Annotated in this window: 21 protein-coding genes; 9 read left to right on the top strand and 12 right to left on the bottom strand. The window is 64.3% G+C overall.

The features are described from left to right. Positions 1 to 6: 6 nt before the first annotated feature. Genes BCV67_RS15625 through BCV67_RS15615 form a run of 3 tightly spaced genes read left to right on the top strand, consistent with a single transcriptional unit; the run spans position 7 to position 2,365 of the window. Entirely contained in the window at positions 7 to 1,131 is a 1,125-nt protein-coding gene (locus BCV67_RS15625; protein ID WP_062168571.1) for a Gfo/Idh/MocA family protein, read from the top strand. 19 nt (positions 1,132 to 1,150) lie between these two features. Further along, positions 1,151 to 2,023 (top strand): sugar phosphate isomerase/epimerase family protein, encoded by an 873-nt coding sequence (locus tag BCV67_RS15620; protein WP_062168573.1) that lies wholly within the window; start codon positions 1,151 to 1,153, stop codon positions 2,021 to 2,023. 42 nt (positions 2,024 to 2,065) lie between these two features. After that, positions 2,066 to 2,365: a c-type cytochrome gene (locus BCV67_RS15615; protein ID WP_062171659.1), complete on the top strand. Its 300-nt coding sequence runs from the start codon at positions 2,066 to 2,068 to the stop codon at positions 2,363 to 2,365. Positions 2,366 to 2,374: 9 nt separating this feature from the next. On the opposite strand, the gene BCV67_RS15610 is transcribed toward BCV67_RS15615, so the two are convergent. Genes BCV67_RS15610 through BCV67_RS15595 form a run of 4 tightly spaced genes read right to left on the bottom strand, consistent with a single transcriptional unit; the run spans position 2,375 to position 6,320 of the window. Continuing rightward, positions 2,375 to 3,136, bottom strand: coding sequence for a 3-keto-disaccharide hydrolase (locus tag BCV67_RS15610; protein WP_172837754.1), 762 nt, complete (start codon positions 3,134 to 3,136; stop codon positions 2,375 to 2,377). Further along, on the bottom strand, positions 3,136 to 3,711 hold the full coding sequence (locus BCV67_RS15605; protein WP_062168575.1) for a gluconate 2-dehydrogenase subunit 3 family protein: 576 nt from the start codon (positions 3,709 to 3,711) through the stop codon (positions 3,136 to 3,138). The genes BCV67_RS15610 and BCV67_RS15605 overlap by 1 nt, the downstream gene beginning before the upstream one ends. Then, on the bottom strand, positions 3,711 to 5,396 hold the full coding sequence (locus BCV67_RS15600) for a GMC oxidoreductase (RefSeq protein WP_062168577.1): 1,686 nt from the start codon (positions 5,394 to 5,396) through the stop codon (positions 3,711 to 3,713). Before BCV67_RS15600 ends, BCV67_RS15605 begins: the two co-directional genes overlap by 1 nt. 27 nt (positions 5,397 to 5,423) lie before the next feature. Next, on the bottom strand, positions 5,424 to 6,320 hold the full coding sequence (locus BCV67_RS15595; protein ID WP_172837753.1) for a hydroxypyruvate isomerase family protein: 897 nt from the start codon (positions 6,318 to 6,320) through the stop codon (positions 5,424 to 5,426). Here BCV67_RS15595 and BCV67_RS20195 point away from each other — a divergent pair. After that, a complete protein-coding gene (locus BCV67_RS20195; protein ID WP_156455847.1) occupies positions 6,313 to 6,651 on the top strand; it encodes a hypothetical protein in 339 nt (112 codons plus the stop codon). The genes BCV67_RS15595 and BCV67_RS20195 overlap by 8 nt on opposite strands. 82 nt (positions 6,652 to 6,733) lie before the next feature. Here the strand turns inward: BCV67_RS20195 and ssb are convergent, their stop codons facing one another. Then, positions 6,734 to 7,291, bottom strand: coding sequence for a single-stranded DNA-binding protein (ssb, locus tag BCV67_RS15590; protein ID WP_065868145.1), 558 nt, complete (start codon positions 7,289 to 7,291; stop codon positions 6,734 to 6,736). Between the two features lie 252 nt (positions 7,292 to 7,543). Between ssb and BCV67_RS15585 the strand changes: the two genes are divergently transcribed. Beyond that, complete coding sequence (locus tag BCV67_RS15585) at positions 7,544 to 8,575, top strand: LacI family DNA-binding transcriptional regulator (protein ID WP_062171665.1); 1,032 nt, start codon at positions 7,544 to 7,546, stop codon at positions 8,573 to 8,575. 169 nt (positions 8,576 to 8,744) lie between these two features. On the opposite strand, the gene BCV67_RS15580 is transcribed toward BCV67_RS15585, so the two are convergent. The 3 genes from BCV67_RS15580 to BCV67_RS15570 all read right to left on the bottom strand — a co-directional run bounded on the left by BCV67_RS15580 (position 8,745) and on the right by BCV67_RS15570 (position 12,637). Beyond that, positions 8,745 to 9,125 (bottom strand): SseB family protein, encoded by a 381-nt coding sequence (locus BCV67_RS15580; RefSeq protein WP_062168579.1) that lies wholly within the window; start codon positions 9,123 to 9,125, stop codon positions 8,745 to 8,747. A gap of 315 nt (positions 9,126 to 9,440) precedes the next feature. Further along, entirely contained in the window at positions 9,441 to 11,156 is a 1,716-nt protein-coding gene (locus tag BCV67_RS15575; protein ID WP_062168582.1) for an alpha-amylase family glycosyl hydrolase, read from the bottom strand. Then, complete coding sequence (locus BCV67_RS15570) at positions 11,156 to 12,637, bottom strand: MFS transporter (RefSeq protein WP_062168584.1); 1,482 nt, start codon at positions 12,635 to 12,637, stop codon at positions 11,156 to 11,158. Before BCV67_RS15570 ends, BCV67_RS15575 begins: the two co-directional genes overlap by 1 nt. 211 nt (positions 12,638 to 12,848) lie before the next feature. On the opposite strand from BCV67_RS15570, the gene BCV67_RS15565 reads away from it, so the two are divergent. Both BCV67_RS15565 and BCV67_RS15560 read left to right on the top strand, forming a co-directional pair. Next, positions 12,849 to 14,915 carry a glycoside hydrolase family 97 protein gene (locus BCV67_RS15565; RefSeq protein WP_062168586.1) on the top strand — a complete coding sequence of 689 codons (2,067 nt, stop codon included), beginning with the start codon at positions 12,849 to 12,851 and terminating at the stop codon, positions 14,913 to 14,915. 329 nt (positions 14,916 to 15,244) lie between these two features. After that, a complete protein-coding gene (locus BCV67_RS15560; protein WP_062168588.1) occupies positions 15,245 to 18,025 on the top strand; it encodes a TonB-dependent receptor in 2,781 nt (926 codons plus the stop codon). A 741-nt stretch (positions 18,026 to 18,766) separates the two neighbouring features. Here BCV67_RS15560 and BCV67_RS15550 read toward each other — a convergent pair. Continuing rightward, positions 18,767 to 20,380 (bottom strand): alpha-glucosidase, encoded by a 1,614-nt coding sequence (locus BCV67_RS15550; protein WP_062168590.1) that lies wholly within the window; start codon positions 20,378 to 20,380, stop codon positions 18,767 to 18,769. 192 nt (positions 20,381 to 20,572) lie between these two features. Between BCV67_RS15550 and BCV67_RS15545 the strand changes: the two genes are divergently transcribed. Next, positions 20,573 to 21,571 carry a polyprenyl synthetase family protein gene (locus BCV67_RS15545; RefSeq protein ID WP_062168592.1) on the top strand — a complete coding sequence of 333 codons (999 nt, stop codon included), beginning with the start codon at positions 20,573 to 20,575 and terminating at the stop codon, positions 21,569 to 21,571. A 5-nt stretch (positions 21,572 to 21,576) separates the two neighbouring features. Then, positions 21,577 to 21,831, top strand: a complete 255-nt coding sequence (locus BCV67_RS15540) for a hypothetical protein (RefSeq protein ID WP_062168595.1) — start codon at positions 21,577 to 21,579, stop codon at positions 21,829 to 21,831. A 223-nt stretch (positions 21,832 to 22,054) separates the two neighbouring features. On the opposite strand, the gene BCV67_RS15535 is transcribed toward BCV67_RS15540, so the two are convergent. The 3 genes from BCV67_RS15535 to murL form a co-directional block, all read right to left on the bottom strand. Then, positions 22,055 to 22,852, bottom strand: a complete 798-nt coding sequence (locus BCV67_RS15535; protein ID WP_062168597.1) for a dienelactone hydrolase family protein — start codon at positions 22,850 to 22,852, stop codon at positions 22,055 to 22,057. 201 nt (positions 22,853 to 23,053) lie between these two features. Next, positions 23,054 to 24,460, bottom strand: a complete 1,407-nt coding sequence (gene murD / locus BCV67_RS15530; protein WP_062168599.1) for a UDP-N-acetylmuramoyl-L-alanine--D-glutamate ligase — start codon at positions 24,458 to 24,460, stop codon at positions 23,054 to 23,056. Further along, positions 24,441 to 25,823, bottom strand: coding sequence for a UDP-N-acetyl-alpha-D-muramoyl-L-alanyl-L-glutamate epimerase (gene murL, locus BCV67_RS15525; RefSeq protein WP_065868144.1), 1,383 nt, complete (start codon positions 25,821 to 25,823; stop codon positions 24,441 to 24,443). The genes murD and murL overlap by 20 nt, the downstream gene beginning before the upstream one ends. Between the last annotated feature and the right edge of the window lie 24 nt (positions 25,824 to 25,847).

Here is a 25,847-nt window from a genome sequence, read left to right as displayed (position 1 = left end):
CCACCGATGCCAAAGCTTGGAATCGCCATCGTCGGCACCGGTATGATCGCTGCCGTACATCGCCGCGCGGCATTGCTGGCCGGTGCCGAGGTGCGTGGCGTAGCCGCGTCTTCCCCGCAGCGCGCAGCCGAGGTGGCGCAGTTGTGGGGAGTTCCGCGCGGCTACCACGACATCGAAGACCTGCTTGCCGATCCACAGGTACAGGTCGTGCACGTCTGCACGCCCAACCATCTGCACCGCCCCATCGCGCAGGCCGCGCTGCAAGCGGGCAAGCACGTGGTCTGCGAGAAGCCGCTGGCCACCACGCTGGAAGACGCCCAGGCGCTGGCCGCCTTGGCGGCTTCGACTGGGCTGGTCGCCACCGTGCCCTTCGTCTACCGCTACCACCCTGTTGTCCGCGAGGCGCGCGCACGCATCGAACAAGGCGAACTGGGCCCGTTGCACCTGATCCACGGCAGCTACCTGCAGGATTGGCTGCTGGACCCTGCCAGCAACAATTGGCGCGTGGACCCGACGCTGGGCGGCGCGTCGCGCGTGTTCGCCGACATCGGCTCGCACTGGTGCGACCTGGTGGAATGGGTCAGCGGCGAGCGCTTCGTTGAGGTCAGCGCGGCGTTCGATACGGTGATCGCCGAACGCGGCGCCGTCACCGGCCAGAGCTTCACCACACCAGCGGCGGGCGGCGCGATGCAGGCGGTCGCCAGCGAGGACGTGGCCGCGGCAATGTTCCGCACCGGCGCCGGTACGCTGGCCTCGTTGACGGTCAGCCAGGTATCGGCGGGCCGCCGCAACCGCCTGTGGTTCGAGATCGACGGGGCCAAGGCCAGCGTGGCATTCAATCAGGAGGACGCCGAGCGGCTGTGGATTGGCCTGCCCGACCAGCGCGAGGAAGTGTTCGTGCGCGGGCCAGGGGCCGGCAGTGCCGAACAACGCCGGCTGTCGGTATTGCCGGCCGGTCACGCGCAGGGCTACGCCCAGTGCTTCGAGGCGTTTGTCGCCGACACCTACCGCGCCATCGATGGCGAGCAGCCGCAAGGCCTGCCTACCTTCGAGGACGGGCTGCGCTCGGCACGCATCATCGACCACGTCATTGCATCGGCCAGGACCCGCGCTTGGACCGCCATCGTTTGAATTCCCGGAGGATCTCTTGATGAAAATCCCTGCTTGCAGAACCGCAACCCTCGCCCTGCTCCTCCTCGTTGCCCTGCCCGCCTTCGCACGAGAAAGCACCGGCCCGCAACCGCCGATCGCGGTGCAGATGTACACCCTGCGCAACGCCGGCTCGCTCGACCAGCAGTTGAAGATCGTCCACGACGCGGGCGTGCGCGCGGTGGAAACCGTTGGCACGCAGAACGTCAGCGCTGCCGAACTCAAGCAGCTGCTGGACCGCTATTCGATCAAGGCCATTTCCTCGCACGTTCAACTGGGCGAGCTGCGCACAGGCCTGGATGGCGTGGTGGACTTCAACCGGTCGATCGGCAACACGACGCTGGTGGTGCCCTACCTGGTCGAGAAGGATCGCCCAACCGATGCCGCGGGCTGGACAGCACTGGGCCAGGAACTGGGCCAGATAGCGAAACAGGTGCGGGCCAAGGGCATGCGCCTGGCCTACCACAACCACAACTTCGAACTGGTCGACTTCAATGGCAGGACGGGGCTGGAACTGCTGTTCGCAGCGGCCGGCCCGGATCTGCAGACCGAACTGGACCTGGCCTGGGTGGCGCGTGCCGGCCTGGACCCGGCGGTGATGCTGGGCAAATTCCGCGGCCATGTGTTCGCGGTACATGCCAAGGACAATGCAGCGAAAGGCCAGGCGGAAGACGAAGGCGGTTTCGCTGCAGTCGGCCAAGGCGTGCTGGACTGGAACGCGATCCTGCCTGCCGCCGCAGCGGCCGGCGTGCAGTGGTACATCATCGAGCACGACAAGCCACGCGAGCCGGCCAAGGTCATCCAGACCGGCGCGGACTATCTGCGTGAACACCTCAGCTCCACTGTCTCCGCCAGCGCCGATGCACGGCGCTGACGCGTGACGGATTCCCGCTTGCGAACGCGCTTGCACACCGGCTTGAAACCGATTCTCACCGTGGCGCTGGTTCTATCCGGCGCCACGTTTGCGAAGACTGCGTGGACCAAGGACGACCCTGCAGTAGCCGGTGCGCGGCTCTATGCAACGCATTGCGTGGCCTGCCATGGCGCAACCCGGGCAGGTATTCCACCGACGTTTCCCGCGCTTACGGACGTAGCCAAGCGACTGCAACCGGCGCAGATCAAGGACAGGATCAGGCAGGGCGGCGGACTGATGCCGCCCTTTGTCCAGCTGTCGCAACAGGAAATCGATGACATCGCCAGCTTTCTGGCGAAGTAGGAGCAAGGCCTACAGTTCGCGCACCCAGATGTTGCGGTAGCTAACCTTGGAATCATGCTCCTGCAGGTACAGCGGTGCGCATGCATGTGGCGCGTACGAAGGCGCACCAATGTACTCGGTCTTGCCCGCCAGCACGGTGTCATCCTGTACCAGTACGCCGTTGTGCAGCACGGTTATGCGCGCTGGCGAGATAAGCCCACCGCCCTGCGAAAAACGCGGTGCCTTCCAGATGATGTCGTAGCTCTGCCATTGCCCCGGCGCACGCGAGGCATTCACCAGCGGCATCGCCTGCTTGTAGATCGAGCCGGCCTGGCCGTTGGCATAGGTGGCGTTGTTGTAACTGTCGAGCACCTGCAGTTCGTACAGTGACTGCAGAAAGATGCCGCTATTGCCACGGTTCTGCCCCTCGAAACCCTTGGTTTCGACAGGCGTACGCCACTCCACATGCAGCTGGATGTCGCAGAAGGACTGCCGGGTGCGGATGCCCTTGCTGCCCGGAACCACGGTGAGCGCGCCATCAGCGACGGACCATGGCACGCGCCCGCCCTGCTCCGATTCCCACGCGGAAACATCCCTGCCATCGAACAGCACGATCGCGTCGGACGGTGCACCGCCCACCGGCGTGGTCACGATCGCAGGCACGGGCGTCCACACTTCGGTCGTCTTCGGGTCGCGCGCGGGGTCGCCGGCGGCCTGCGCGAACGCGGGCGCTGCGGCCAACAGGCAGGCCGCCATCCGCACGGGGCCGATCATCCAATCGTTGCGGTCCATCAGCTGGTCCCCCACGCGGGCGTGCCGGGAACATACGCCAGGTCACCGTCGTAGCGGCCGGGCACGGCAACGTACTGCAGCACTTCGGTCGCGCCGACCTTGGAGGTGAAGAAACCGAAAATCGCCAGTTGCTTGATCATCGTGAAGTAATGCGGCATCACGCCGCCTTCCGGGGCGGTGCCGGTCTCGTTCACCTTGACCGCGTGTGCTTTTGCTTCGGCATCCAGCGCGCGCAGAAGTTCGGTGCGGGCCTGCGGCGTGAGCGATACAAAACGGCCACCGGCGCGCTTGTCGATATCGACCAGGCCGGCGCGGAACGCCTCCTGTTGCCGGGAGGTGTAGCAGTCGCTGACAAACTGCACCATGAAAAGCCCGGCACCGGCGTCCTTTGCCCCCGGCGTCTTGGTCCGCGGCAGGATGGTATCGGCAATCTCGTCCAGCATGCCTGCATCAGCAGCTGAGAAGAGGGTTTTCACCCCCGCGTCCGTTGACTGTGACTGGCCGAGCGCGGGCAGGCCGATAATTGCCGCGCCGGTGGCGGCGACAATCATTTTCAGCAATTCGCGGCGGTCCATCACAGGTTCCCCGTTTTCAGTTCGCGTACGGCATGGTCGGCGGCCCGTGCCGTCAGCGCCATGTAAGTCAGCGACGGATTCACGCAGGCGCTGGAAGTCATGCAGGCACCGTCGGTGACGTAGACGTTGGGCGCATCCCAGACCTGGTTGTGCTGGTTCAGTACGGAATTGCTGCGATCACGCCCCATGCGCGCGGTCCCCATTTCGTGGATGCCCTTGCCTGGGGCGTAGTCGTTGTCGTGCGACTTAACGTCCTTGACGCCTGCGGCCTCCAGCATCTCGGCGGCATCGGCGGCCATGTCCTTGCGCATGGCCAGCTCATTGGCGCGCATCGCAACGTCCATGGCCAACACCGGCAACCCCCACTTGTCCTTGCGGTCCGGGTCCAGGCGGATCGTATTGTCGTGGTGCGGCAGCATTTCGCCGAACCCGGTCATGCCGATGCGCCAGTCGCCTGGCACGGTCAACGCATCCTTCAGGTCGGCACCGATGTTCAGTTCGGCGATCTCGCGCGACCAGCCGGTGCGGCTGGCGCCGCCCTGGTAGCCAAACCCACGCAGATAGCCACGCTTGTCGGCGGCGACGTTGCGAAAACGGGGAATGTAGAAGCCGCAGGGGCGACGACCGAAGTAGTACTTGTCCTCATAACCCTCGACACGGCCCGACGCGCCGGCACCGAAATGATGGTCCATCACGTTGTGCCCCAGCTCGCCGGACGAAGAGCCCAGCCCGCCGTCCCAGACATCGGTGGCCGAGTTCATCAGCAGCCAGGTCGAGTTGAACGAGGAGGCGTTGAGGAAGATGACCTTGGCCGTGTACTGGTAGGTCTTCCCGGTCTCGGCATCGATGACCTCCACGCCCCGCGCACGCTTGCGGTCCTTGTCATACAGCACTTCCTTGACGATCGAGAATGGCCGCAAGGTCAGGTTGCCGGTCTTCATCGCCGCTGGCAGCGTCGCCGACTGGGTCGAGAAGTACGCACCAAAGGGGCAGCCCAGGATGCACTTGTTGCGGTACTGGCAGTTCACACGCCCATGCTCCGGCATGGGCTGGGTGATGTTGGCGGTACGCGAGTGGATCATATGGCGCGTCCCACCAAAGGCCTTCTTGATGCGCGCCGCCACGTCCTTCTCGACGATGTTCAACGGGATCGGCGGCAGGAACTCACCGTCCGGCAATACGTCCAGTCCCTCGCGCGTGCCGGCGATGCCGGCGAACTTCTCCACGTGGTCGTACCAGGGCGCGATGTCGGCGTAACGGATCGGCCAATCGGTGGCGATGCCGTCCTTCAGGTTCGCCTGGAAATCCAGGTCGGACAGGCGATAACTCTGCCGCCCCCACATCAGCGAGCGACCACCTACGTGATAGCCACGGAACCAATCGAAACGCTTGGTCTCGGTATAGGGCGATTCCTTTTCATCGGCCCACATTCCTTCCAGGTTCTCCGCCAGGCCGTAGTCACGCATCAGTACCGGATGGTCGGCCTTCATCGCCCGGGTTGGCCGGTTGCGATGCGGGAAATCCCACGGCTCCTTCATCGCATTGACGTAGTCCTTGATGTGCTCGATGTTGCGTCCGCGTTCCAGCATCAGCACCTTGAGGCCCTTCTCGGTCAGCTCCTTCGCTGCCCAACCGCCACTGATTCCCGAGCCAACGACGATGGCGTCGTAATGATTGTCTGCCATGGGTATTTCACCTGGGTGGATAGCGTTTCAGACGTCGCAGAGGCGGATGGCCTCGCGCAGCGAGTTGATGGGATCTGGTGCGGCAGGCATGAATTCCTGCGCCAGATACCCTTCGAAACCGGTGTCGCGGATCGCGCGACAGATGGCGGGATAGTGCAGTTCCTGCTGGTCACCGATCTCGTGCCGGCCAGGCACGCCCGCGGTGTGGTAGTGCTTGAAGCAGGCATGATGCTTGCCGATGGTGGCGATGATGTCGCCCTCCATGATCTGCATGTGATAGATGTCGTATAGCAGGCCAAAATTGTCCGACCCGAGCCGCCGGCACAGCTCCACGCCCCATGCGGAGTTGTCGCACAGGTAATCGCGGTGATCGACCTTGGAGTTCAACAACTCCATCACCAACACCACGCCGCGCTTCTCCGCATGCCCGAGGATGCGCTTGAGTCCCGCTTCGGCATTGGCCATGCCTTCCTGCGGGTCCATGCCGTTGCGATTGCCGGAAAAGCAGATCAGGTTGCGGTAGCCGGCATCGGCCACCAGATCGATGTGCCGCGTGTAGCGCTGCACCAGTTGGTCGTGGAACTGGCTGCCGGCGAAGCCCTTGTCCAGGCCCATCTCCGCCCCGTTGCACATCGAGCTGTACACGCCATTGGCCTTCAGCGTGGGCCAATCCTCCGGGCCCACCAGGTCGATGGCGGCAAAACCGATGTCCCTCACCGTCCTGCAGAGCTGGGCAACCGACTGCTGCGGGAACGTCCAGCGGGCAACGGAATGCTTGAGGTTGCCTTTGAGCGGCGCGGTGGCGGCAAACGCAGGCAGCACACCCGCCACACCCAGGCCAAGGCTACCGGCGACAGCAATGCGCAGCGCATCGCGCCGCGTGAGCACCGGGGCCGGTGCGGGTTCGATCGAATGGATGGACATCCACCTTCCGGCCTCCCAGCCGGTAACAAACGCTGACGATTCGCAGCAATGCAATCGATTGCACCATAAAGGAGGGAATCAATTTTTTGCAAGACGCGGTGCACGAAGAAACCATGCTGCGCGGCACAACGTCTGCCGCGCCCGCTGCTGCGTGTCGTTGATGGAATGCCGCAAGAAGATGGCAGCGCGCTATCTGCGCGGCGGCTGGGCCGCCGGCTGGACCTTTGAATTCAACGAGCTGCGGAAGACCATGGACAAGCGCCTGGAGCGCGACCGCGCTGTTGTCGCACTCGATGCGGCCTGCGCGTCCTGCAAAGCAATGGCACGTTGAATGGAAGAATCATCGGGACAAAAAAAAAGCCCCGTAAAACGGGGCTTTTCGTTAATCCACTTCACCAACACCGATGGGTGTCTTAGAACGGGATATCGTCGTCCGCGAAGTCGTCCATCGGCGGAGCCGACTGCTGCTGCGGGGGGGCCTGGCGCTGCTGCTGGCGCTGACCGCCGCCGTAGCCACCGCCGCCGCCCTGGTCCTGGTTGCCGTAACCGCCCTGGCCGCCGCCCTGCTGCTGACGCGGGGCCTGCTGGCGCTGCGGACGATCGCCGCCCATGCCGCCGCCACCGCCGCCGCCTTCACCACGGCCGCCGAGCATCTGCATTTCGTTGGCGACGATGTCGGTGGTGTACTTCTCCACACCGTCCTGGCCGGTGTACTTGTCGTAGCGCAGTTCGCCTTCGACATAGACCGAGCTGCCCTTGCGCAGGTATTCACCGGCGATCTCGCCGAGCTTGCCGAAGAACACCACGCGGTGCCATTCGGTACGCTCCTGCTGGTTGCCGTCCTTGTCCTTGCGCACGCTGGTGGTGGCCAGGCTGATACGGGTGATCGCCATGCCGGCCTGGGTGTACTTGGTGTCCGGGTCGTTGCCGAGATTGCCGACGAGGATGACTTTATTGATGCCGCGGGCCATAGGTTCCTACTCTTCCGTTGGGGTCCACCCGCCGGATGCGGGCAATAGCCCACGCATTATATCGTTCCCGCGACAGATATCAGTCAATCCGCGAATGCCTTGGCACGTAAGGCTTGCGCTGATCCTGAATCGCCTGGAGCAGCCCTGCGGCAGCGCCCGCCCGCGCCCTGGCCGGGCTCGCGGAGCCGCGTCCATCCCCCGTCCCGGGTGGCGCATGGCATCATGCCCGACGTCTTCACAATGCCAGGCATGATGGTCATCAAGGGCAAAGCCACCTCATTGGATATCGCACACATGGCGGGCGTTTCGCAGCCCACCGTGTCGCGAGCGCTGCGCGGCAGCCCGATGGTCAACGCCGAGACCCGCCAGCGCATCCTGGATATCGCCCGGCAGCTGAACTACAAGGTCGACAAGAACGCCTCCAGCCTGCGCTGCCAGCAATCCGGCACGCTGGCCCTGCTGTTCTTCGAGGACCCGACCCCGGACGATTCGCTGATCAACCCGTTCTTCCACTCGATGCTGGGCTCGATCACCCGCGCCTGCGCCCTGCATGGGCGCGACCTGCTGGTGTCCTTCCAGCAGCTTTCCAGCGACTGGCACGCCGATTTCGAGGACAGCAACAAGGCCGACGGCATCATCCTGCTGGGTTATGGCGACTACCACGAGTCGGTGGAGCGCCTGCAGCGGCTGGTCGAGCAAGGCACTCATTTCGTACGTTGGGGCGCCGCCCTGCCCGGCCAGCCGGGGGTGTCGGTGGGCAGCGACAATTTCCAGGGCGGCTACGACATCACCGCGCACCTGCTTGAGCAGGGCTGCCGGCGCATCGCTTTCCTGGGCCATGCTTCCAGCCACTACCCGGAATTCGAAGAGCGCTACCGTGGCCACGTGCAGGCACTGCGCGACCGCGGGCTGACGCCGGATGCGCGCCTGCAGCACGATGCCATCACCACCGAGGAATCCGGTCATGCCGCCTGCCTGGCGCTGTTGGATCAAGGCATGGCGTTTGATGCGATCTGCGCGGCCAGCGACCTGATCGCCATTGGTGCCTTGCGCGCCCTGCGCGAACGTGGCTTGCAGGTGCCGCAGGACATCGCGGTGACCGGGTTTGATGATATTCCGCTGGCAGCCTCGGTATCGCCGGCGCTGACCACGGTGCAGCAGGACACCAAGCAGGCCGGCCAGCTGCTGGTCGACAAGCTGCTGGGCCTGATTGCCGGTGAAGCCGTGGAAGGGCTGACCATTCCGGTGAAGCTGGTGGTGCGCGAGTCTTCGCGTCGCGGCTGAGCCACAGCGAAGTGCGGCTCGCCCCGTAGCCCGGGTAAGCGCAGCGCACCCGGGGAAAGCAGGACGATCCAATTGAAACCGGCAACCACGCGCGCAATCAGGCACAGGCCCCGGGTGTGCTGCGCTTACCCGGGCTACAGGTGTTCGCGTAGCCGGGACCGCGGTTCTATCAGGTGAAATCCTTGAGGATCTCGCCCACGCCCGATGGCGAGATTTCAAACCCCAGCGGCGTGCCGGGGTTGATCACCACGCCGTAGCCGCCGGGCACCCGCCGCAACACCTCCAGCATCAGCATGCGGATGTTGTGCGGGGCCTGTTGCTGGTGGAAACCAACCCGCGCCATATCGGTGAACACCGCCACATGCAGCACGCCCTGTTTGTCGAACAGCAGTGGATCAAAACCGCTGCCGTCAGGCGTGACCAGGCTACCGGTCAGCAGCACCACCTCGGACGCCACGAAGGCCTGCATGAAGGCGCGGATCGGCAGTTTGCCGTCCATTGCGGTCTGCAACAGGGTTTCGATGGGGGTCTGTGGGGGAAGCTGGTTCATGCGATGCCGCCGGGAATGCCTAGGGGCGGATTGTAGCGGGTGGGGCTGGTGGCGTCGCAAAGGCGGGAGCGGGAGGCAGAAGCAAGAGCTCCCCCTCCCCGACCCTCCCCTTGCCTGCGGCAAAGGGAGGGAGACAAGCAAAACCTGCGGCTCGCCGCGAAGGGAGACCAGCAAAGCCGAACGCTCGCCGCAATCAGCCCCCTCCCTTTTGCGTAGCAAAGGGGAGGGTTGGGGAGGGGTGGCTTTTGGCGCGAAGCTGAAGCTGCCCTCACCCCAACCCCTCTCCCGCAGGCGGGAGAGGGGCTCAAGCGGGCGTTATTGCGCCAATCGTTTATCCCGCGCGATCTGATCCGCCATCGCCGCATCCAGCTGCGCCTGCAACTCGCTCTGATTCACCTGCGCATCGAGCACGAACACCTTGACGCCGTGTGCCGGCACCTCGGCCTTCAGCATGCGCTTCACCTTTACGCTGCCGCCATCCAATGCATCACGCCACTGCCCGCCCTGCAGGTAACGGCTCACTTCGAACGTGTGCGCCGCATCGCCCTTGTTCAACAACACCAACACCGTCTGCGCGGTATCGCCCAGCTGCAGCACGCGGTAGAACACCGCCTCGTCGCCCTGCAAACGCTCGTTGACCTGCAGGCCGCGCTGCAATGCGGGCGTTGCTTCGCGCAGTTTGGCGATGCGCTGCAGGGGCGCGAAGATCGGACTCTGCCCTGCAGCATCCACACGCTGCTGGCCGAAATAGGCACGGTTGCCGGCATGCTCGGCACGGCCGCGCATGAAGCCAGTTTCCGAGCCGTAATAAAGCACCGGAATACCGCGTGCGGTGAACAGCCAGTTGTGCGCATCGATGAAGCCGGCATCGCTGGCGTCCAGGCGCGCCATGTCGTGGTTGTCGTAGAAGCTCATCAATGCGTATGGATTCGCATACGGGCCACCACTCAGATGCAGCGGTTCGGCCAGGGCTTCAAAGCCCTTCTGCTCCTTGCCGAACACCGATGACAAGGCGCCACGCAGTGGGAAATCAAGCACGCTGACATTCGCGTTCGACGGCCAGGTGTGCTCGGCAATCTTGGCCGCGTCATAGTCGAAGGCTTCGCCGAACATGAACATGCCCGGGTGCTCGGCACGGATGCGCTGCACGAATTCATGCCACCACGGGTGCGGCAGCCAACCGATGGTGTCGATGCGCAGGGCGTCCACACCCTGTGCCGTCCATTGCAGGTAGGCGCCAACCAGATAGTTCATCACTGCCGGGTTGTGCTCGTTGAAATCCGACAGCTCGGCCAGGTTGCCGTCAAAGATCGAGCCCTTGCTGCCATCGACCGGGCCGATGTTGTTGTAGAACGCGTGCAGCGGGTTGTGCTTCGGGTCGAGCTTGTCCGGCGCCAGGTTCTGGTGGTCGGCGATCAGCTTGCCGTCCTTGTCGAAGATCTGCCCGAACTGCGGCTGGCGCTTGGGCATGGTCCAAGCCGGCGAGCCGTGGTTGCCGACGATATCCAGCACCACCTTCAGCTTGGCGTCGTGCAGGCCCTTGGTCAGCCCGGCGAAATCCAGATCAACGCTGGGCAGGTGCTCGTCCAGCTTGTAGAAGTTGATGCCCCAGTAGCCGTGGTAGCCGGTCTTGCCACGGTCGGTCAGTGTGCTGGTGCAGCTGATCGGCTTGCTGCCGGTGAAGGCCTGGTCGGGGTTGTCGATGATGGGCGTGATCCACACCGCACCAAAGCCGAGATTGCGGATGTAGTCGGCGTTGTCCAGCACGCCCTTGAAGTCACCGCCGAGGTAGCCGATGTTGCCGTCGACCTTGTCCGGGCATGGCACCGGAATATCGAAGGTTGGATGCTCGCCGCCCTGATCGCGGTGATCATTGCTGACGTCGCCATTGACGAAACGGTCGGTGACCACGAAGTACACCGCGTCACTGGCAAACGGCTCGGTGGTGCCGATGTACTCCGGCCGGTTTCCGGCCAAAGCCGTACCCGCCACCAAGGCCAGACCCACCGCTGTTGCCAAACGACTACGCATCACACCACCTCCTGTTGCGACGGAACCCGCAATACACACAGCCCGGCCACGAACAGGCTGCAACCACCCAGCACCAGCACGTGGATGGGGTCACCGCCCAGCCAGTTGCGCAGGGCGAAGCCCAGCGCGCTGGCCGCGACCAACTGCGGTATCACGATGAAGAAATTGAAGATACCCATGTACACGCCCATCTTGGCCGCCGGCACGCTGTCCGACAGCAGGGCATAGGGCAAGGACAGGATCGATGCCCAGGCGAAACCCACGCCCACCATCGACAGCAGCAGCCAATGCGGATCCTTGATCAGCATCAGCGAGATCAGCCCCAACCCACCCAGCCACAGATTGACCAGGTGGCTCCAGCGCAGGCCGATGGCACGCACCATCAGTGGAATGATCAGCGCGGCCACCGCGGCGAAACCGTTGTAGGCGCCAAACAGCACACCGACCCAGTTTGCGCCTTCGTTGTAGGCCGCGGTCTGCGTATCGGTAGAGCCGAAATGGGTACCGGCTACCGCTGCGGTGGTGTAGATCCACATCGCAAACAGCGCGAACCAGGAAAAGAACTGCACCCAGGCCAGGCGCCGCATCGTGCCCGGCATGCTGCGCAGGTCGTCGACGATGGTGGCCAGCATATGCGTGCCGGGCAGCACCCGCGCCACTGCCAGCAATAGACCGTAGTTGGCACACAGGCCAGCCAGCACGTAGAGCATGCGGTCGCCTTGCCGCCACGCGATCAGGACCGCCAGCACCACGCCAAGGCCCAGCCATAGACCGATCTGGCGCCACTGCGGCGGACCACCCACACGCTGTGCGGCGTGCAACGGCGACGGCTCGGCGTCATCGAAGCTGGCCAGCTCGGCCGGTGAGTACTCGCGCGTGCTGAACACGGTCCAGCTCATCGCCAGCAGCAGCACCGCCGCACCGAAATAGAACGCATAGCGCACGGTATCGGGCACTTCACCCGGGCCGGCGGTATTGGCCACGCCGAAGTGGGCAAGGATGAAGGGCAGGAAGCTGGCCACCACCGCGCCTACGCCGATGAAGAAGCTCTGCATCGAGAACCCGGCCGGGCGCTGCCTGGGTGAAAGCTGGTCACCGACGAAAGCGCGGAACGGCTCCATCGAGATATTGATCGAGGCATCCAGCACCCAGAGCGTGCCGGCCGCAATCCACAGCGTCGGCGAGTTCGGCATGACCAGCAGGGCCAGCGTGGTCAGCACCGCGCCGATCATGAAGTAAGGCCGGCGGCGGCCCCAGCGCGTCCAGGTGCGATCGGACAGGTAGCCGATCACCGGCTGCACCAGCAGGCCGGTCAGTGGTGCGGCGATCCACAGCCCCGGCACCGCATCCATCGGCGCGCCCAACGTTTCGAAGATGCGGCTGGCATTGGCGTTCTGCAGCGCGAAGCCGAACTGGATACCCAGAAAGCCGAAACACATGTTCCAGATCTGCCAGAACGACAGCTGCGGTTTGCTATTCATCAAGCGCTTCCCCCCTCCGGGAATCACGGATGCGATGGTTGGGCGCGGATGCGCTGCGGCCATGGTAGAGGGCGCACCTGTGATCTGCACCGCCGTTGCATACGTATTCAATGCGGCATTGCGCCCACGGCGGCCTGCGCCGGGGAATAGTGGCGCCACGTGCCGCCCTGCAGGGCCGGCGCGCCGACCAGAACCCGGAGTTGAGACCCGCATGGCCGATACACGTCCCACCCCTGCCCGCCTGTCGCTGAAAGCCGCCTTCGCGCTGCTGCTGATCAGCTGCCTGCCGGCCCACGCCGCCGACCTGGCGCGCGTCACCTCGCCCGACAAGCACCTGGTGGTGATCGTCGAATCGCAGCACGAAGGCCGCCCCTCGTACCGCGTGGAACGCAACGGTGAGGCGGTGATTGCGCCGTCGCGGCTGGGCATGTTGCTGGGCGATGGCCGCCTGGAGCGCAATGTCGCGTTGACCGGCCAGTCGCAGCGCAGCTTCGATGAAACCTGGGAGCAGCCCTGGGGCGAGCGCCGACTCACCCGCAACCACTACAACGAGCTGCGTGCCAGCTTCACCGAGAAGCCGGGCGCTGGCCGCAACTACGAGCGCCGCTTTGATGTGGTGTTCCGCGTCTACGACGATGGCATCGGCTTCCGCTACGAGTTCCCGCAGCAGGCAGGCATGAAGCAGGCGCAGATCCACGCCGAACTGACCGAGTTCGCTCTGGCCCGCCCGGCGACCGCGTGGTGGATCCCCGCCTTCGAGTGGAACCGCGAGGAATACCTGTACCACCAGACCCCGCTGAAGGAAGTCGGCACCGCCCAGACCCCGCTGACCCTGCGCAGCGACAACGGCCTGCATATCTCCATCCATGAAGCCGCGCTGGTCGACTATGCCGGCATGAACCTGGCTCGCGGTGATGGCGACATCCTGCACGCCACGCTGACCCCGTCCAGCAGCGGTGCACCGGTGGTGCGCGCCCTGCCCTTCAATACCCCGTGGCGCACCATCACCATCGGCGAGAAGGCCGGTGATCTGGCCGAATCCAGCCTGATCCTCAACCTCAACGAGCCCAACGCGATTGGCGATGTAAGCTGGTTCAAGCCGGCCAAATATGCGGGTGTGTGGTGGTCGCTGCACCTGGAAACTGAAACCTGGGCCACCGGCCCCAAGCATGGCGCCACCACTGCCAATACCCGCCGCTACATCGATTTTGCAGCCGAGAATGGTTTTCGCGGCGTATTGGTGGAAGGCTGGAACGTTGGCTGGGACGGCGACTGGTTCGCCAATGGCGAGGCCTTCGACTTCACCCGCGCCACGCCGGATTTCGACCTGCCCGGGCTTGCCAGCTATGCCGCCGGCAAGGGCGTGCACCTGATCGGCCACCACGAAACCGCGTGCGCTGTCAGCCACTACGAACGCCAACTGCCGGCAGCGCTGGATGTGTACGCGCGCAACGGCGTGGACGTGGTCAAGACCGGCTATGTCTGTGACGCCGGCGACATCCACCGCCAGGATCAGGCCGATGGCCCGATCACCCGCGAATGGCACGAAGGCCAGTGGATGAGCAACCACAACCTGCGCGTGCTGCAGCAGGCCGCCGCCAAGCACATCGCGATCAACTCGCACGAGCCGATCAAGGACACCGGCCTGCGCCGCACCTACCCCAACTGGGTATCGCGCGAAGGCGCGCGCGGCATGGAATTCAATGCCTGGGGCAACCCGCCCAACCCGCCGGGCCATGAGGCCACGCTGGTGTTCACGCGCATGCTGGGCGGGCCGATGGATTACACGCCTGGCATCGTCAGCCTGAAGGGCCGCAACGGCCTGGCCCTGCGCAGCACCCTGGCCAAGCAGCTTGCCTTGTACGTGGTGCTGTACAGCCCGGTGCAGATGGTGGCTGACCTGCCCGAGCACTACGCGCAGCACCCTGACGCCTTCCAGTTCATCAAGGATGTGGCGGTGGACTGGGAGGAAAGCCATGTACTGAATGGCGAAGTCGGCCAGTACGTGACCTTCGCACGCAAGGCGCGTGGCAGCCAGGAATGGTTCGTCGGCAGCGTCGGCAGCGAGACGCCGCAGGCGCTGGACGTGCCGTTGAGTTTCCTCGACGCGGGCAAGCGCTACCGCGCGGAGATCTACCGCGACGGCGACGGCGCCAGCTGGCAAACCGCACCGTTTGCCTTCGTCCGCGAGACGCGCGACGTGGGCAGTAACGACCGGATCAAGTTGCAGATGGGCGCCGGTGGCGGTGCTGCAGTGCGGTTTGTACCGCTGGATTAAGCCATTGCCACGTTGAAGCAAGGCGTTTCGGGCTTTGCTTCCTGCCGTCGTTGTCCGCGGGGCGGAGGTGATGGCGCGGGGGCAGCGGCGCAGGTGCCCGCTGCCCTTCCTCTGCACAGACATCCAAAACCGTCGCGGAAAGCGTTTTCAGAGCTATCTGCCGCGCCTGCACGCCATTGAATACGTATGCAGGCCGGCGCCACGGGCTTGCGCGCTGATTACCATGCGAGACAGTCGCAAGCAGCGAAAAAAACAACCGCGACGCATCCCACGCACCCATGCGCGGGAGCAGAAAAACAACCAACCGACATCACCTGGGAGAGGGGAGTATGTTGAACACCAAGCGCAACCTGCTGAGCGTGGCACTGGCTTCGGCCATCACGCTGGGCGCTACCGCCGCACACGCACAGAGCGTGGACGACGAAACCACCGCAAAAGCAAAGGCCCAGGCCACCGACCTGGATACCGTCACCGTTACCGGCATCCGCCGCGGCATCGAGAGCGCCATTTCGGTCAAGCGCGACTCGACCTCGATCGTGGAAGCCATCTCGGCCGAAGACATCGGCAAGTTGCCCGACGTCAGCATCGCCGAATCCATCGCCCGCCTGCCCGGCCTGGCTGCCCAGCGCGTCGCTGGCCGCGCCCAGGTGATCAGCGTGCGCGGCCTGTCCCCCGACTTCGCCACCACCCTGCTCAACGGCCGCGAAATGGTCAGCACCGGCGACAACCGCTCGGTGGAGTTCGACCAGTACCCGTCCGAACTGATCAGCGGCGTCACCGTGTACAAGACCCCCGACGCCGGGCTGGTTGGCCAGGGCCTGTCCGGCACGCTGGACCTGCAGACCGTGCGCCCGCTCAGCTACAACGAGCGCGTCATCGCCGTCAGCGGCCGCTACCAGAAGAACTCGCTGGGCGAAGCCGCCGGCGAAGACCCGTACGGCAACCGCCTCAATTTCAGCTACGTCGACAAGTTCGCCGACAACACCATCGGCCTGGCCGTGGGCATTTCCCACTCGGAGATGTCCAAGCAGGAAAACCAGGTCGGCCTGTACGAGCCATGGCAGGCAGTCGGTGACAACTGGCGCCCCGGCGTGGCGGAAGGCACCTATTACTCCGACGGCATCAAGGCCCTGCGCCGCACCGGCCATTCCAAGCGCGACGGCGTGATGGCAACGCTGCAGTTCCGGCCCAACAACAGCTGGACCAGCACGCTGGACACCTTCTACACCAAGGCCAAGGAATACGACACCGCCAACCAGATGGAAATCCATCTGGGCGATTTCAACGGCACCAACGATCCGAACAAGATCCGTCTGGACGTCACCGACGTGGTGGTCAACGGCAATGGCAGCTTCGTCAGCGGCGTGGCACACAACGTGTATCCGCTGGTGCGCGGCATGTACAACAACCGCGAGGACACCATCAAGGCGGTTGGCTGGAACAACGAATTCACCTTCGGCGAAGTGCGCGTGGTGGCCGACGTCAGCTGGTCCAAGGCCGAACGTGACGAGCTGAACCTGGAAAACAACCTGCAGCTGCTGCCGGCGCCGATGCTGGATTCGGTCAAGCTGAATTTCGCAGGCGGCAGCTTCCCGCAGTTCACGCCCGGCTTTGATTATTCGGACTACAGCAAGCTCTACCTGACCAACACGATTTACGGTTCGGGTTACGGCAAGACCCCGCATGTTGATGATGAGCTGAAGGGCTTCAAGCTGGCGGCCACCTTCCCGGTACCGGAAGGCTTCACCTGGTTCTCCGACTTCGACGTTGGCGTCAACTACGCCGACCGCAGCAAGAACAAGACCCAGGCCGAAGGCAACATCAACCTCGGTGCCCAGGGCATCACCAGCATCGGTGCCGACCTGCAGTACAAGCCGGTCAACCTGGGCTTTGCCGGCGCGGGCTACATCCCCGCCTGGAACGTACCGGCAGCGGTTGGCCGCTACATGCTGTTCAACCCGACCACCACCGAAAGCTACCTGATTCCGAAGCAGTGGACGGTGGATGAGAAGATCACCACCACCTTCCTGCGCGCCAACATCAGCACCCAGATCGGCTCGATCCCGGTGCGCGGCAACGTCGGCATCCAAGCCCAGTACGCCGACCAGTCCTCGCACTCCAACTACTGGGACAGCTCGCAGGGCGTGGGCAATGAAGTCGTTCCGATCAATGAGGGCGAGAAGTACCTGGACTTCCTGCCCAGCCTGAACCTGGCATTCGAGCTGCCGGCCGAGAACACCCTGCGTTTTGCCCTGGCCCGCCAGGTTGCGCGCCCGCGCGTGGATGAACTGCGCGCCTCGATGGAATTCGGTATGGACACCGCGCAGGGCAAGCCCGGCGCCAGCGGCGGTAATCCGCATCTGCGCCCCTGGGTTGCCAACGCCGTCGACCTGTCCTGGGAAAAGTACTTCGGCAACAAGGCCTATGTGGCTGCTGCCGTGTTCTACAAGGACCTGAAGAGCTACATCTACACCGAGAAGCGTGACGGCTACGATTTCACCGACCAGGTGGCGGAGTGGCTGAAGGTTGACACCAATGAAGCCCAACTGCAGGCGCCTGCGCAGATGACCGGCTACTACACCGCACCGTTCAACGGCACCGGTGGCAGCCTGCGCGGCGCCGAGTTGACCGCATCGCTGCCGCTGGATCTGTTCTCCGATGCCCTGCGCGGCTTCGGCGTGGTGGCCAGCGCCAGCTTCAACGACAGCGACATCAAGATCAAGCCGGATCCGGGCACCACCTCCAGCGTTGGCAGCGATCCGATCATGCTGCCGGGCCTGTCCAAGCGCGTTTACAACTTCACCGCCTACTACGAGAACAGCGGCTTTGAAGTGCGTTTGAACCAGCGCAAGCGTTCGGACTTCATCGGTGAGATCGGCAACTTCAACGGCGCCCGCACCCTGCGTTATGTGAAGGGCGAGAACGTGCTGGATGCGCAGGTGGGCTACAGCTTCGCCGACGGCACCGCGCTCAGCGGCCTGAGCCTGTTCCTGCAGGCCAGTAACCTGACCAACTCCAAGTACGAAACCTATGCCGGCACCAAGGACCGTCCGCTGGAAACCGTGGAATGGGGCCGCACCTACCAGGTGGGTGTGAACTACAAGTTCTGATCCGTACTGGTTTGACGTGTGTTGAAGGCCCGCTGCTTGAGCAGCGGGCTTTTTGTTTGTTCGCCAGATGAGCGAGGTCCTGCTTGGTGGGATTTCGTGCGGGAATTTTTGCGGCCAGGGCTTGGGCTCTGGTTTGGTTTTGGTTTTGGTTTTGGTTTTGGTTTTGGTTTGGGCTCGCGCTGAGCTTGCGAGATCTTTTGCAACTGAAGCGTAAGCTGCCCTTTCGCTGCTGTTGCGAATGCTGTGAGAGCGATGGTGCTACAGCTGGTGCGACTACCACCGGGATGCAGAAAGCTCCTCAGTCATTGCCCGAGCAGGCGGAAATTTATCTAGCACCAGGCGCCGGACTTCGGGCATTGGCTCTGGCTTTGGCTCTGGCTCTGGCTTTGGCTCTGGCTTTGGCTCTGGCTCTGGCTTTGGCTCTGGCTCTGGCTCTGGCTCTGGCTCTGGCTTTGGCTCTGGCTTTGGCTCTGGCTTTGGCTCTGGCTTTGGCTCTGGCTCTGGCTTTGAGCATTCCCTTCTCCCGCTTGCGGGGGAAGGTGCCCGTAGGGCGGATGGGGGGAGCTTTGGGTTTGGCTTGCTTTTAAAAGCGCCCTCACCCCAACCCCTCTCCCGCAGGCGGGAGAGGGGCTTAGATCAAGATCAAGATCAAGAGCAAAATCAAAATCAAAATCAAAATCAAAAGCAAAAAAAAGGCGGAGATGCTATCTCCGCCCGCACAAAAGAGAGAACAACAAAAACTCAGCTGCGACGCGCGCAATACACCGCGTGCCCAGGCAATACCAATTCGCCAGACTCCACCGCCCCCGCCACCGGGCCCGGCACGTCCAGCGCCCGCCATTCACCGGCTGGCAAACCATGCCGCACGGTGTCACCCGACAGGTTGAAGGCCAACAGCAAGGTTTCATCCCCGGCCTGACGTTCGAACAACAACACCGGCTCGGCGCTGTCCAGGAAACGAATGGAACCGCCCACCAACGCCGGATGCGCCTTGCGCCAGCGCATGAAGCCGCGGAACGCGTGCAACACCGAATCAGCATCCACTTCCTGCGCCTGCACCGACAGCGCCTGATGCTCGGCCGGAATCGGCAGCCATGGCTTGCCGGTGGTGAAACCCGCCAGCGCCCCATCGGTCCACGGCATCGGCGTGCGACACCCATCGCGCCCCTTGAAGTTCGGCCAGAAGGTGATGCCGTAGGGATCCTGCAGCGCCTCAAACGGCACATCCGCTTCACCCAGACCCAGCTCTTCACCCTGATAGATGCACACCGAACCGCGCAGCGAGCACACCAGTGCAGCCAGCATCTTGGCCAGCGACGGCTGGGCCGGATGCCCGCCCCAACGGGTCACCGCACGCTGCACGTCGTGATTGGACACCGCCCAGCACGGCCAGGCCTCGCCCATCGCCGCTTCCAGCCGCTCGACCGTGCCACGGATATAAGCCGCGCTGTAATCGTCCACCAGCAGCTCGAAGCTGTAGCCCATGTGCAGCCGGCCCGGCGCGGTGTACTCGGCGGTGGTGGCCAGCGAATCCTCCGATGAGATTTCGCCCAGCGTTACCGCTTCCGGGTACTGATCCAGCAAGCCACGCAGGCGCTCGAGGAAGCCAATGTTCTCGGGCCGGGTGTTGTTGTAATAGTGGTACTGGAAGGCGTACGGATTGTCCGGGCTGAAACCACGGCCCACGCGCTCGCTTTCCGGCTTGGGCGGGTTGTCGCGCAGCTGCGCGTCGTGGAAGCAGAAGTTGATCGAATCCAGACGGAAGCCATCCACGCCGCGATCCAGCCAGAACTTCACATAGTCCAGCGTTGCCTGCTGCACGGCCGGATTATGGAAATCCAGGTCCGGCTGCGAGGCCAGGAAGTTGTGCAGGAAGTACTGCCGGCGACGCGGCTCCCATTGCCAGGCCACACCGCCAAAGATCGACAGCCAGTTGTTCGGCGGGCTGCCATCAGCACGCGCATCGGCCCACACGTACCAGTCGGCCTTGGGATTGTCGCGGCTCTCGCGGCTTTCCTTGAACCAGGCATGCTCTACCGAGGTATGGCTGAACACCTGGTCGATCATCACCTTCAGGCCCAGCGCATGCGCTTTCGCCAGCAAGCGATCGAAGTCGGCCAGGTTGCCGAACAAGGGGTCCACATCGCGGTAGTCGGCAATGTCGTAACCAAAGTCGGCCATCGGCGACTTGAAGAACGGCGACACCCAGATCGCGTCCACGCCCAGCGAGGCCACATAGTCCAGGCGCTCGATGATGCCCGGCAGGTCGCCGACGCCGTCGCCATTGGTGTCCAGGTAGCTGCGCGGGTAAATCTGGTAGATGACGGCACCGCGCCACCACGGAGTCTTGGACATCGAACGCCCCCCTACGGGCTGCATTGCCCCTGCAAAGGGGCCGCGAAATGTATGCCGGCCAGCTTAGCGTTGGTGCTTTGCCGGCGGTGTTGCTTGCATACGTATTCACTGCTGCCAAGCCCTGATCCGGCCCTGACGGGTTCCTTTCGCCCACACCGCCTATAATCCCCCGGTACCCCCCGAAGTCTTCCTATGAGCATCGCTGAACATATCCGCCCCGCGCTGGGCCTGCCTGCCATCCAGACCCTCGCCGCAGCGGACATGGCTGCCGTAGATGCCCTGATCCGTCGCCGCCTGTCCTCGGACGTGGTACTGATCAACCAGATCGCCGACCACATCGTCTCCGCTGGCGGCAAACGCCTGCGGCCGATGCTGGTGATGCTGGCCGGCCATGCGGTCGGCGGTGCCGGCCCAGAACACCACCAGCTGGCCGCGATCATCGAGTTCATCCACACCTCCACCCTGCTGCACGACGACGTGGTGGACGAATCGGACCTGCGCCGTGGCCGTAGCACCGCCAACGCCCTGTGGGGTAATGCCCCCAGCGTGCTGGTCGGTGACTTCCTGTACTCGCGCAGCTTCCAGCTGATGGTGGAACTGGAGCGTATGGCGGTGATGCAGATCCTGGCCGACACCACCAACCGCATCGCCGAAGGCGAGGTGCTGCAGCTGCTGCACGTGCATAACCCCGACACCGACGAGGCGGCCTACCTGCGCGTGATCGAGCGCAAGACCGCGGTGCTGTTCGCCGCCGGCACCCGCCTTGGCGCGCTGGCCAGCGGTGCCGACGAAGCCGTGCAGCAGCAGCTCTACGACTACGGCATGCACCTGGGTTACGCCTTCCAGATTGCCGACGACGTGCTGGACTATTCGGCCAATGCCGACGAGCTGGGCAAGAACCTGGGCGACGATCTGGCCGAAGGCAAGGCTACCTTGCCGCTGATCCATGCCATGGCGCATTCGGATGAAGCGGTTCGCCAGCGCCTGCGCGAGATCGTGCAGGACGGCGATGCCAGCGCAATGCCGGAAGTGCTGGCCGCCATCCATGCCACCGGCGGCCTGGAATACAGCCGCAAGCGCGCCGTGGAATATGCCAACGCCGCCGAACTGGCCCTGGATGGCCTGCCGGAAACCGAGGCGATTGCCGCCCTGCGTGGCCTGGCCCGTTACGCCATCGAGCGGAGTCACTGATCGCAATGGCGGGCCTGCAGCAGTTCCCGGATGACGAGCGCGCCGTGTTGTTGGCGGTCAAAGGCGTAGGGGCCACGGTGGTTTCGCGTTTGGAGCAGCTGGGATTTCATTCGCTGGCGCAGCTGGCCGAAGCCGACACCGGCGATGTCGTCAGCCAGGCATCGGCGATGTTGGGCAGCAGCTGCTGGCGCAACAGCCCGCAGGCGCGGGCGGCGATCAGTGGCGCGATAGCGGCGGCGCAGAGCCGAGCGCCTTTGTAGGAGCGGCGTAAGCCGCGAAGCCACAGCTCTTCCCGGCGCCGCTTGGCACGAACCACCATCACCGCGACCCGTGTGGACAGCATTTGTAGCCCGGGTAAGCGCAGCGCATCCGGGGTTCTCCGCGCGATCACGGATAGTCAGCTTCGCGGCTTACGCCGCTCCTACAAGCTGATGGATTGCTGGTGAGGCCCCTGCCGAGCATGGCTCGGCACTACCCGAAGCCTTAGTCGCCCAAGCGTTCTTCGAGGAAGTTGTCCATCATCCTCCACGCGCGTTTTGCTGCGCGCGGGTCGTAGAGGCAGCCCGGCGGGCTGTTGGCGTCGGATTCGGCGAAGCAATGCACGGCGCCGCTGAAATTGACGAACTGCCAATCGGCCTTGGCCACATCCATTTCCGTACCGAAGTTGGCAATGTCCTCGGCGGTAACGCCACGATCCGCCGCGCCATTGAGCACCAGCATCGGCACCTTGCCGCTACCTGCCGCGGCCGGCGCAGGCGTGGACAGCCCGCCATGCAGGCTCACTACCCCGGCCAGCGGCATGCCGGCGCGGGCCATCTCCAGCACGGTGGTGCCGCCGAAGCAGAAGCCCACGGCGGCAATATGGTTTGCATCCAAGGGGGCCTTGCCTGCCTGTGCCTTCAAGGCATCCAGTGCCGCCGCCGCACGGCTGCGCAACAAAGCGCGATCCTCGCGCAACGGCTTGGAGGCTGCTGCGGAGGCATCGTTGTCCTTGGGCCGCACGTTCTTGCCGTAGACATCGGCGACCAGCACGACATAGTCGTCGCCGGCAATCTGCTCGGCCTTGGCCACCGCCGAGTCGTTGACCCCGCGCCAATTGGGCACCATCACCACACCGGGGCGGCGGGCATCGCCTTCATCGTCGTAAACCAGCACGCCGCTATAGGTGGTTCCCCGCAGCTGCCATTCGACCGGGCGGTGCTGCATTTTCGCGAACGCTGGGATGGATGCGGTGACACACAAGGCCAATACCGCCAACTGCATTTTCCGTGCTGCGCGCATGGGACTGCTCCGGTCTGGGGTGTGTGGCGAGTCTAGGCGCTGGGTGTTCTTAGAGCAAAAGCTTGCCCTCACCCCAACCCCTCTCCCGCAGGAGAGGGGCTAACGCACTAGCAGCTGACAGAAACCGAGCCCCTCTCCTGCGGGAGAGGGGTTGGGGTGAGGGCAAGCTTCTCGCACGAGCCATCAGCCCGCACATCAAGCTCAACCAACCCCCAACCCCGGAATCGCGCTGATGCTGTCCGGATCAAACCCAGCCAGCTCGGCGAAGTGCCGTCCGCGCGACACATAGTCCTTGTAGGCACCAAAGCTGGGCGCGCCGGGTGACAGCAGCACTACCCCACCCTGCTCGCCCAACGCTGCACGCGCCAACTCCACTGCGTGCGGCAGATCAGTCGCAGCGTGCAGGCCAAATCCACCGGCCTCGGCCAAGGGCGCGAGCAGCGCATTGATACGTGGCCCGTTAGCGCCCATGGTCACGATCTCGACCGGCGCGCCAACGCGCATGTGCTCGGCAAAATCGTGCCATTCCAGGCCACGGTCGTGCCCGCCCACCAACAGCGCAATGCGCTGGCCAGCAAAACAATCCAGCGCGGCAAGCGAGGCATGCGGCGTGGTGCTGATCGAGTCATTGACCCACTGCAGACCATCGCGCTCACCGAGCAACTGCAACCTGTTCGGCAAAGGCCGGAAACTCTGCACAGCCGGCGCCAGCGCAACCGCATCCAGCCCCAGCGCTTCCAGCGCGGCCAGTACAGCGCACAGGTTGCCGCGGTTATGCCGGCCCGGCAGCGGCGTGTTCGAGGTATCGAATACCGGCTGCGTGCCGCGATGCACGACTTCGCCCACCATATGCCAGCCTTCGGGCTGGTTGAACCAGATGATCTGGCTGTGCGGTAGCTGCAGTACGCGCAGGTGCTCGTCGGCCGCATTGAGCACGGCAACGCGCGGATGCCCGCCGGTCACCAACGACAGCTTGTCGTCGATGTAGCGCTGCTCACTGCCGTGCCAGTCCAGATGCTCCGGGAAGATGTTCAGAACGATGGCCACGTCCGGACGCACGCCACTGCGCGCCACTTCGCCGGTCTGGTAGCTGGACAGTTCAACTGCCCAGTATTCCGGCGCCGGCTGCGGGTCCAGCACCTCAAGCAGCGGCAGGCCGATATTGCCGATCAGGCCGGTGCTATGGCCGGCAGCACGCAGCAGGTGCGCCAGCAACGAGGTGGTGGTGCTCTTGCCCTTGGTACCGGTCACACAGACCGTATTGGGCAGCGCACCGCTCGCATCGGCGTGCTCGCTGAACCACAGCGAGGTACCGCCTATGAACTGCGTGCCCTGCCCCAACGCGTACTGCGCCTCGGCCTTGTAAGGACTGATGCCGGGCGACTTGATCACCACGTCGAAGCGCGCCAGCGCCTCGCCGCTTACATCGGTTTCCACCTGCAAGACGCCCGCGCTTTCGGCGCGTGCTGCGTCCGCTTCGGCAGCCGGACAGAACAGAGTCAGCGCGAGTGTTGGCAGCCGCGCCTGCAATACCTGGAACGCGGCACGGCCCTCACGGCCCCAGCCCCACAGCGCGACGCGCTTGCCTTCAAGCTGCGAAATTCGCACGCAGACGCTCCCACAGTGCTGCCGGGATGCGGTGTTCACCGTCGATGACCAGCAGCGGTTCGATCTGCAGTTCATCGGCCGACAGGGTCGGCTGGATCAGGGTGGCGAAGCGCTTGACCAGCACGTCTTCCTTCCATTCCGGGCGCGATGCCAAGGTGGCCACCGCCGCACGCGACTCCTTGCCCTCGCCCACGCATTCGAACGGTTTGTGGTCCTGGAACTCCAGCAACGCGTCGTAGCCACCGGCCTGCTCGCTGTCGTCCAGCAGGTTGCGGCCAAAGATGCGCACCAGACGCATCTTCGGCATGAACGGTGCCAGCGCCAGGAACACGAAGTGGCACTTCGGGCAGACGCCGCACCAGCGGTTCACCGGGCGCTCGCCGAGGATGTGGAAGTTGCGGTTGCAGCTGGAAAAATGCGCGTCGTAGAAATCGGTCTTGGCGAACTGGCGGGCCACCGCCAACTCCGACAAGGGGCGCAGCAGCGAGTAGTAGTTCAGGTCGGCGGCGATGTACTGCTGCACGTATTCGCCGAACGCCTTCTCGAACGCCCAGCCCTTGGACCACTGGTGGTTGACCTCGCCGGTGCCGGCGATCTGGCTGCCATAGCTGGCCGAGCGTTCGTTGGAGAACACCACCTGGTCCATGCCCTGCACCACCGCTGCCAGCACCATGATCGCCGAGTTCACCGCGGTGACCGGGATATGGCCGTTCCACGCGCCCTGGCGGTTGAGCTCGAACAGTTCCGGCGCTAACGTGCGGCCGATGTTGAGCGTGGGCAGGCCGGTGCGCTCGGCACAGGCACGGATCAGCTGCGAGCCGCCGATCCAGGTGACGGTTTCGGCCACGCCGGCATTGCGCAGGGCTTCGATGCTGACCAGCGAGTCCTTGCCGCCGCCGATGGCTACGAGGGCGTGGTGGGTCAGGTTGAGATTGGGCGCAGAAGCACCCTCACCCCAACCCCTCTCCCGGGGGGAGAGGGACTCAGTCACCGGCAGCTTGAACCTGTCGCGCAGGTTCAGGCCGTTGCGGTAGGCGAACTCGCCCAGGCCGTTGAAGTACACCGTTTCCACCAGCGCGGCGGTAGCCGCGTCGATGGCGTAGCTGTCGATGCTCACCTGCGCCGGCACCGCTGCCTTGTAGTAGCTCACACCTGCAATCAGATGCAGCAGCTGCAGCGCGCGTTGCACCGCTGCGGCGCGGTCGCCGTCCAGCTGGAACGGTGCACCCGGCACGGTGACGGTCTCGGTCATCTCCGGGCCGTCGTCGAAGGCGTATACCAGCTGCGCAACGCCGGTGTCCGCGGCGAAATCGCAGCGGACGAAGCGGAAGCGGGAAACCTGGTCTTTATCAAAAGCTGTCATGGCGTATCCGAATCAAACGAACCG

Source organism: Stenotrophomonas nitritireducens, assembly GCF_001700965.1.
Lineage (GTDB): Bacteria > Pseudomonadota > Gammaproteobacteria > Xanthomonadales > Xanthomonadaceae > Stenotrophomonas > Stenotrophomonas nitritireducens_A.
The sequence above is the reverse complement of the archived record's forward strand: the minus strand, read 5'-3'. Positions and strand labels throughout refer to the sequence as shown.

Coding starts and splice junctions, on each gene's coding strand:
- murL (WP_065868144.1), bottom strand. CDS start 25,823: ATGACAGCTTTTGATAAAGACCAGGTTTCCCGCTTCCGCTTCGTCCGC.
- BCV67_RS15595 (WP_172837753.1), bottom strand. CDS start 6,320: ATGTCCATCCATTCGATCGAACCCGCACCGGCCCCGGTGCTCACGCGG.
- BCV67_RS15620 (WP_062168573.1), top strand. CDS start 1,151: ATGAAAATCCCTGCTTGCAGAACCGCAACCCTCGCCCTGCTCCTCCTC.
- BCV67_RS15560 (WP_062168588.1), top strand. CDS start 15,245: ATGTTGAACACCAAGCGCAACCTGCTGAGCGTGGCACTGGCTTCGGCC.
- ssb (WP_065868145.1), bottom strand. CDS start 7,291: ATGGCCCGCGGCATCAATAAAGTCATCCTCGTCGGCAATCTCGGCAAC.
- BCV67_RS15540 (WP_062168595.1), top strand. CDS start 21,577: ATGGCGGGCCTGCAGCAGTTCCCGGATGACGAGCGCGCCGTGTTGTTG.
- BCV67_RS15545 (WP_062168592.1), top strand. CDS start 20,573: ATGAGCATCGCTGAACATATCCGCCCCGCGCTGGGCCTGCCTGCCATC.
- BCV67_RS15585 (WP_062171665.1), top strand. CDS start 7,544: ATGGTCATCAAGGGCAAAGCCACCTCATTGGATATCGCACACATGGCG.
- BCV67_RS20195 (WP_156455847.1), top strand. CDS start 6,313: ATGGACATCCACCTTCCGGCCTCCCAGCCGGTAACAAACGCTGACGAT.
- BCV67_RS15600 (WP_062168577.1), bottom strand. CDS start 5,396: ATGGCAGACAATCATTACGACGCCATCGTCGTTGGCTCGGGAATCAGT.
- BCV67_RS15580 (WP_062168579.1), bottom strand. CDS start 9,125: ATGAACCAGCTTCCCCCACAGACCCCCATCGAAACCCTGTTGCAGACC.
- BCV67_RS15575 (WP_062168582.1), bottom strand. CDS start 11,156: ATGCGTAGTCGTTTGGCAACAGCGGTGGGTCTGGCCTTGGTGGCGGGT.
- BCV67_RS15565 (WP_062168586.1), top strand. CDS start 12,849: ATGGCCGATACACGTCCCACCCCTGCCCGCCTGTCGCTGAAAGCCGCC.
- BCV67_RS15610 (WP_172837754.1), bottom strand. CDS start 3,136: ATGGACCGCAACGATTGGATGATCGGCCCCGTGCGGATGGCGGCCTGC.
- BCV67_RS15535 (WP_062168597.1), bottom strand. CDS start 22,852: ATGCGCGCAGCACGGAAAATGCAGTTGGCGGTATTGGCCTTGTGTGTC.
- BCV67_RS15570 (WP_062168584.1), bottom strand. CDS start 12,637: ATGAATAGCAAACCGCAGCTGTCGTTCTGGCAGATCTGGAACATGTGT.
- BCV67_RS15605 (WP_062168575.1), bottom strand. CDS start 3,711: ATGGACCGCCGCGAATTGCTGAAAATGATTGTCGCCGCCACCGGCGCG.
- BCV67_RS15625 (WP_062168571.1), top strand. CDS start 7: ATGCCAAAGCTTGGAATCGCCATCGTCGGCACCGGTATGATCGCTGCC.
- BCV67_RS15550 (WP_062168590.1), bottom strand. CDS start 20,380: ATGTCCAAGACTCCGTGGTGGCGCGGTGCCGTCATCTACCAGATTTAC.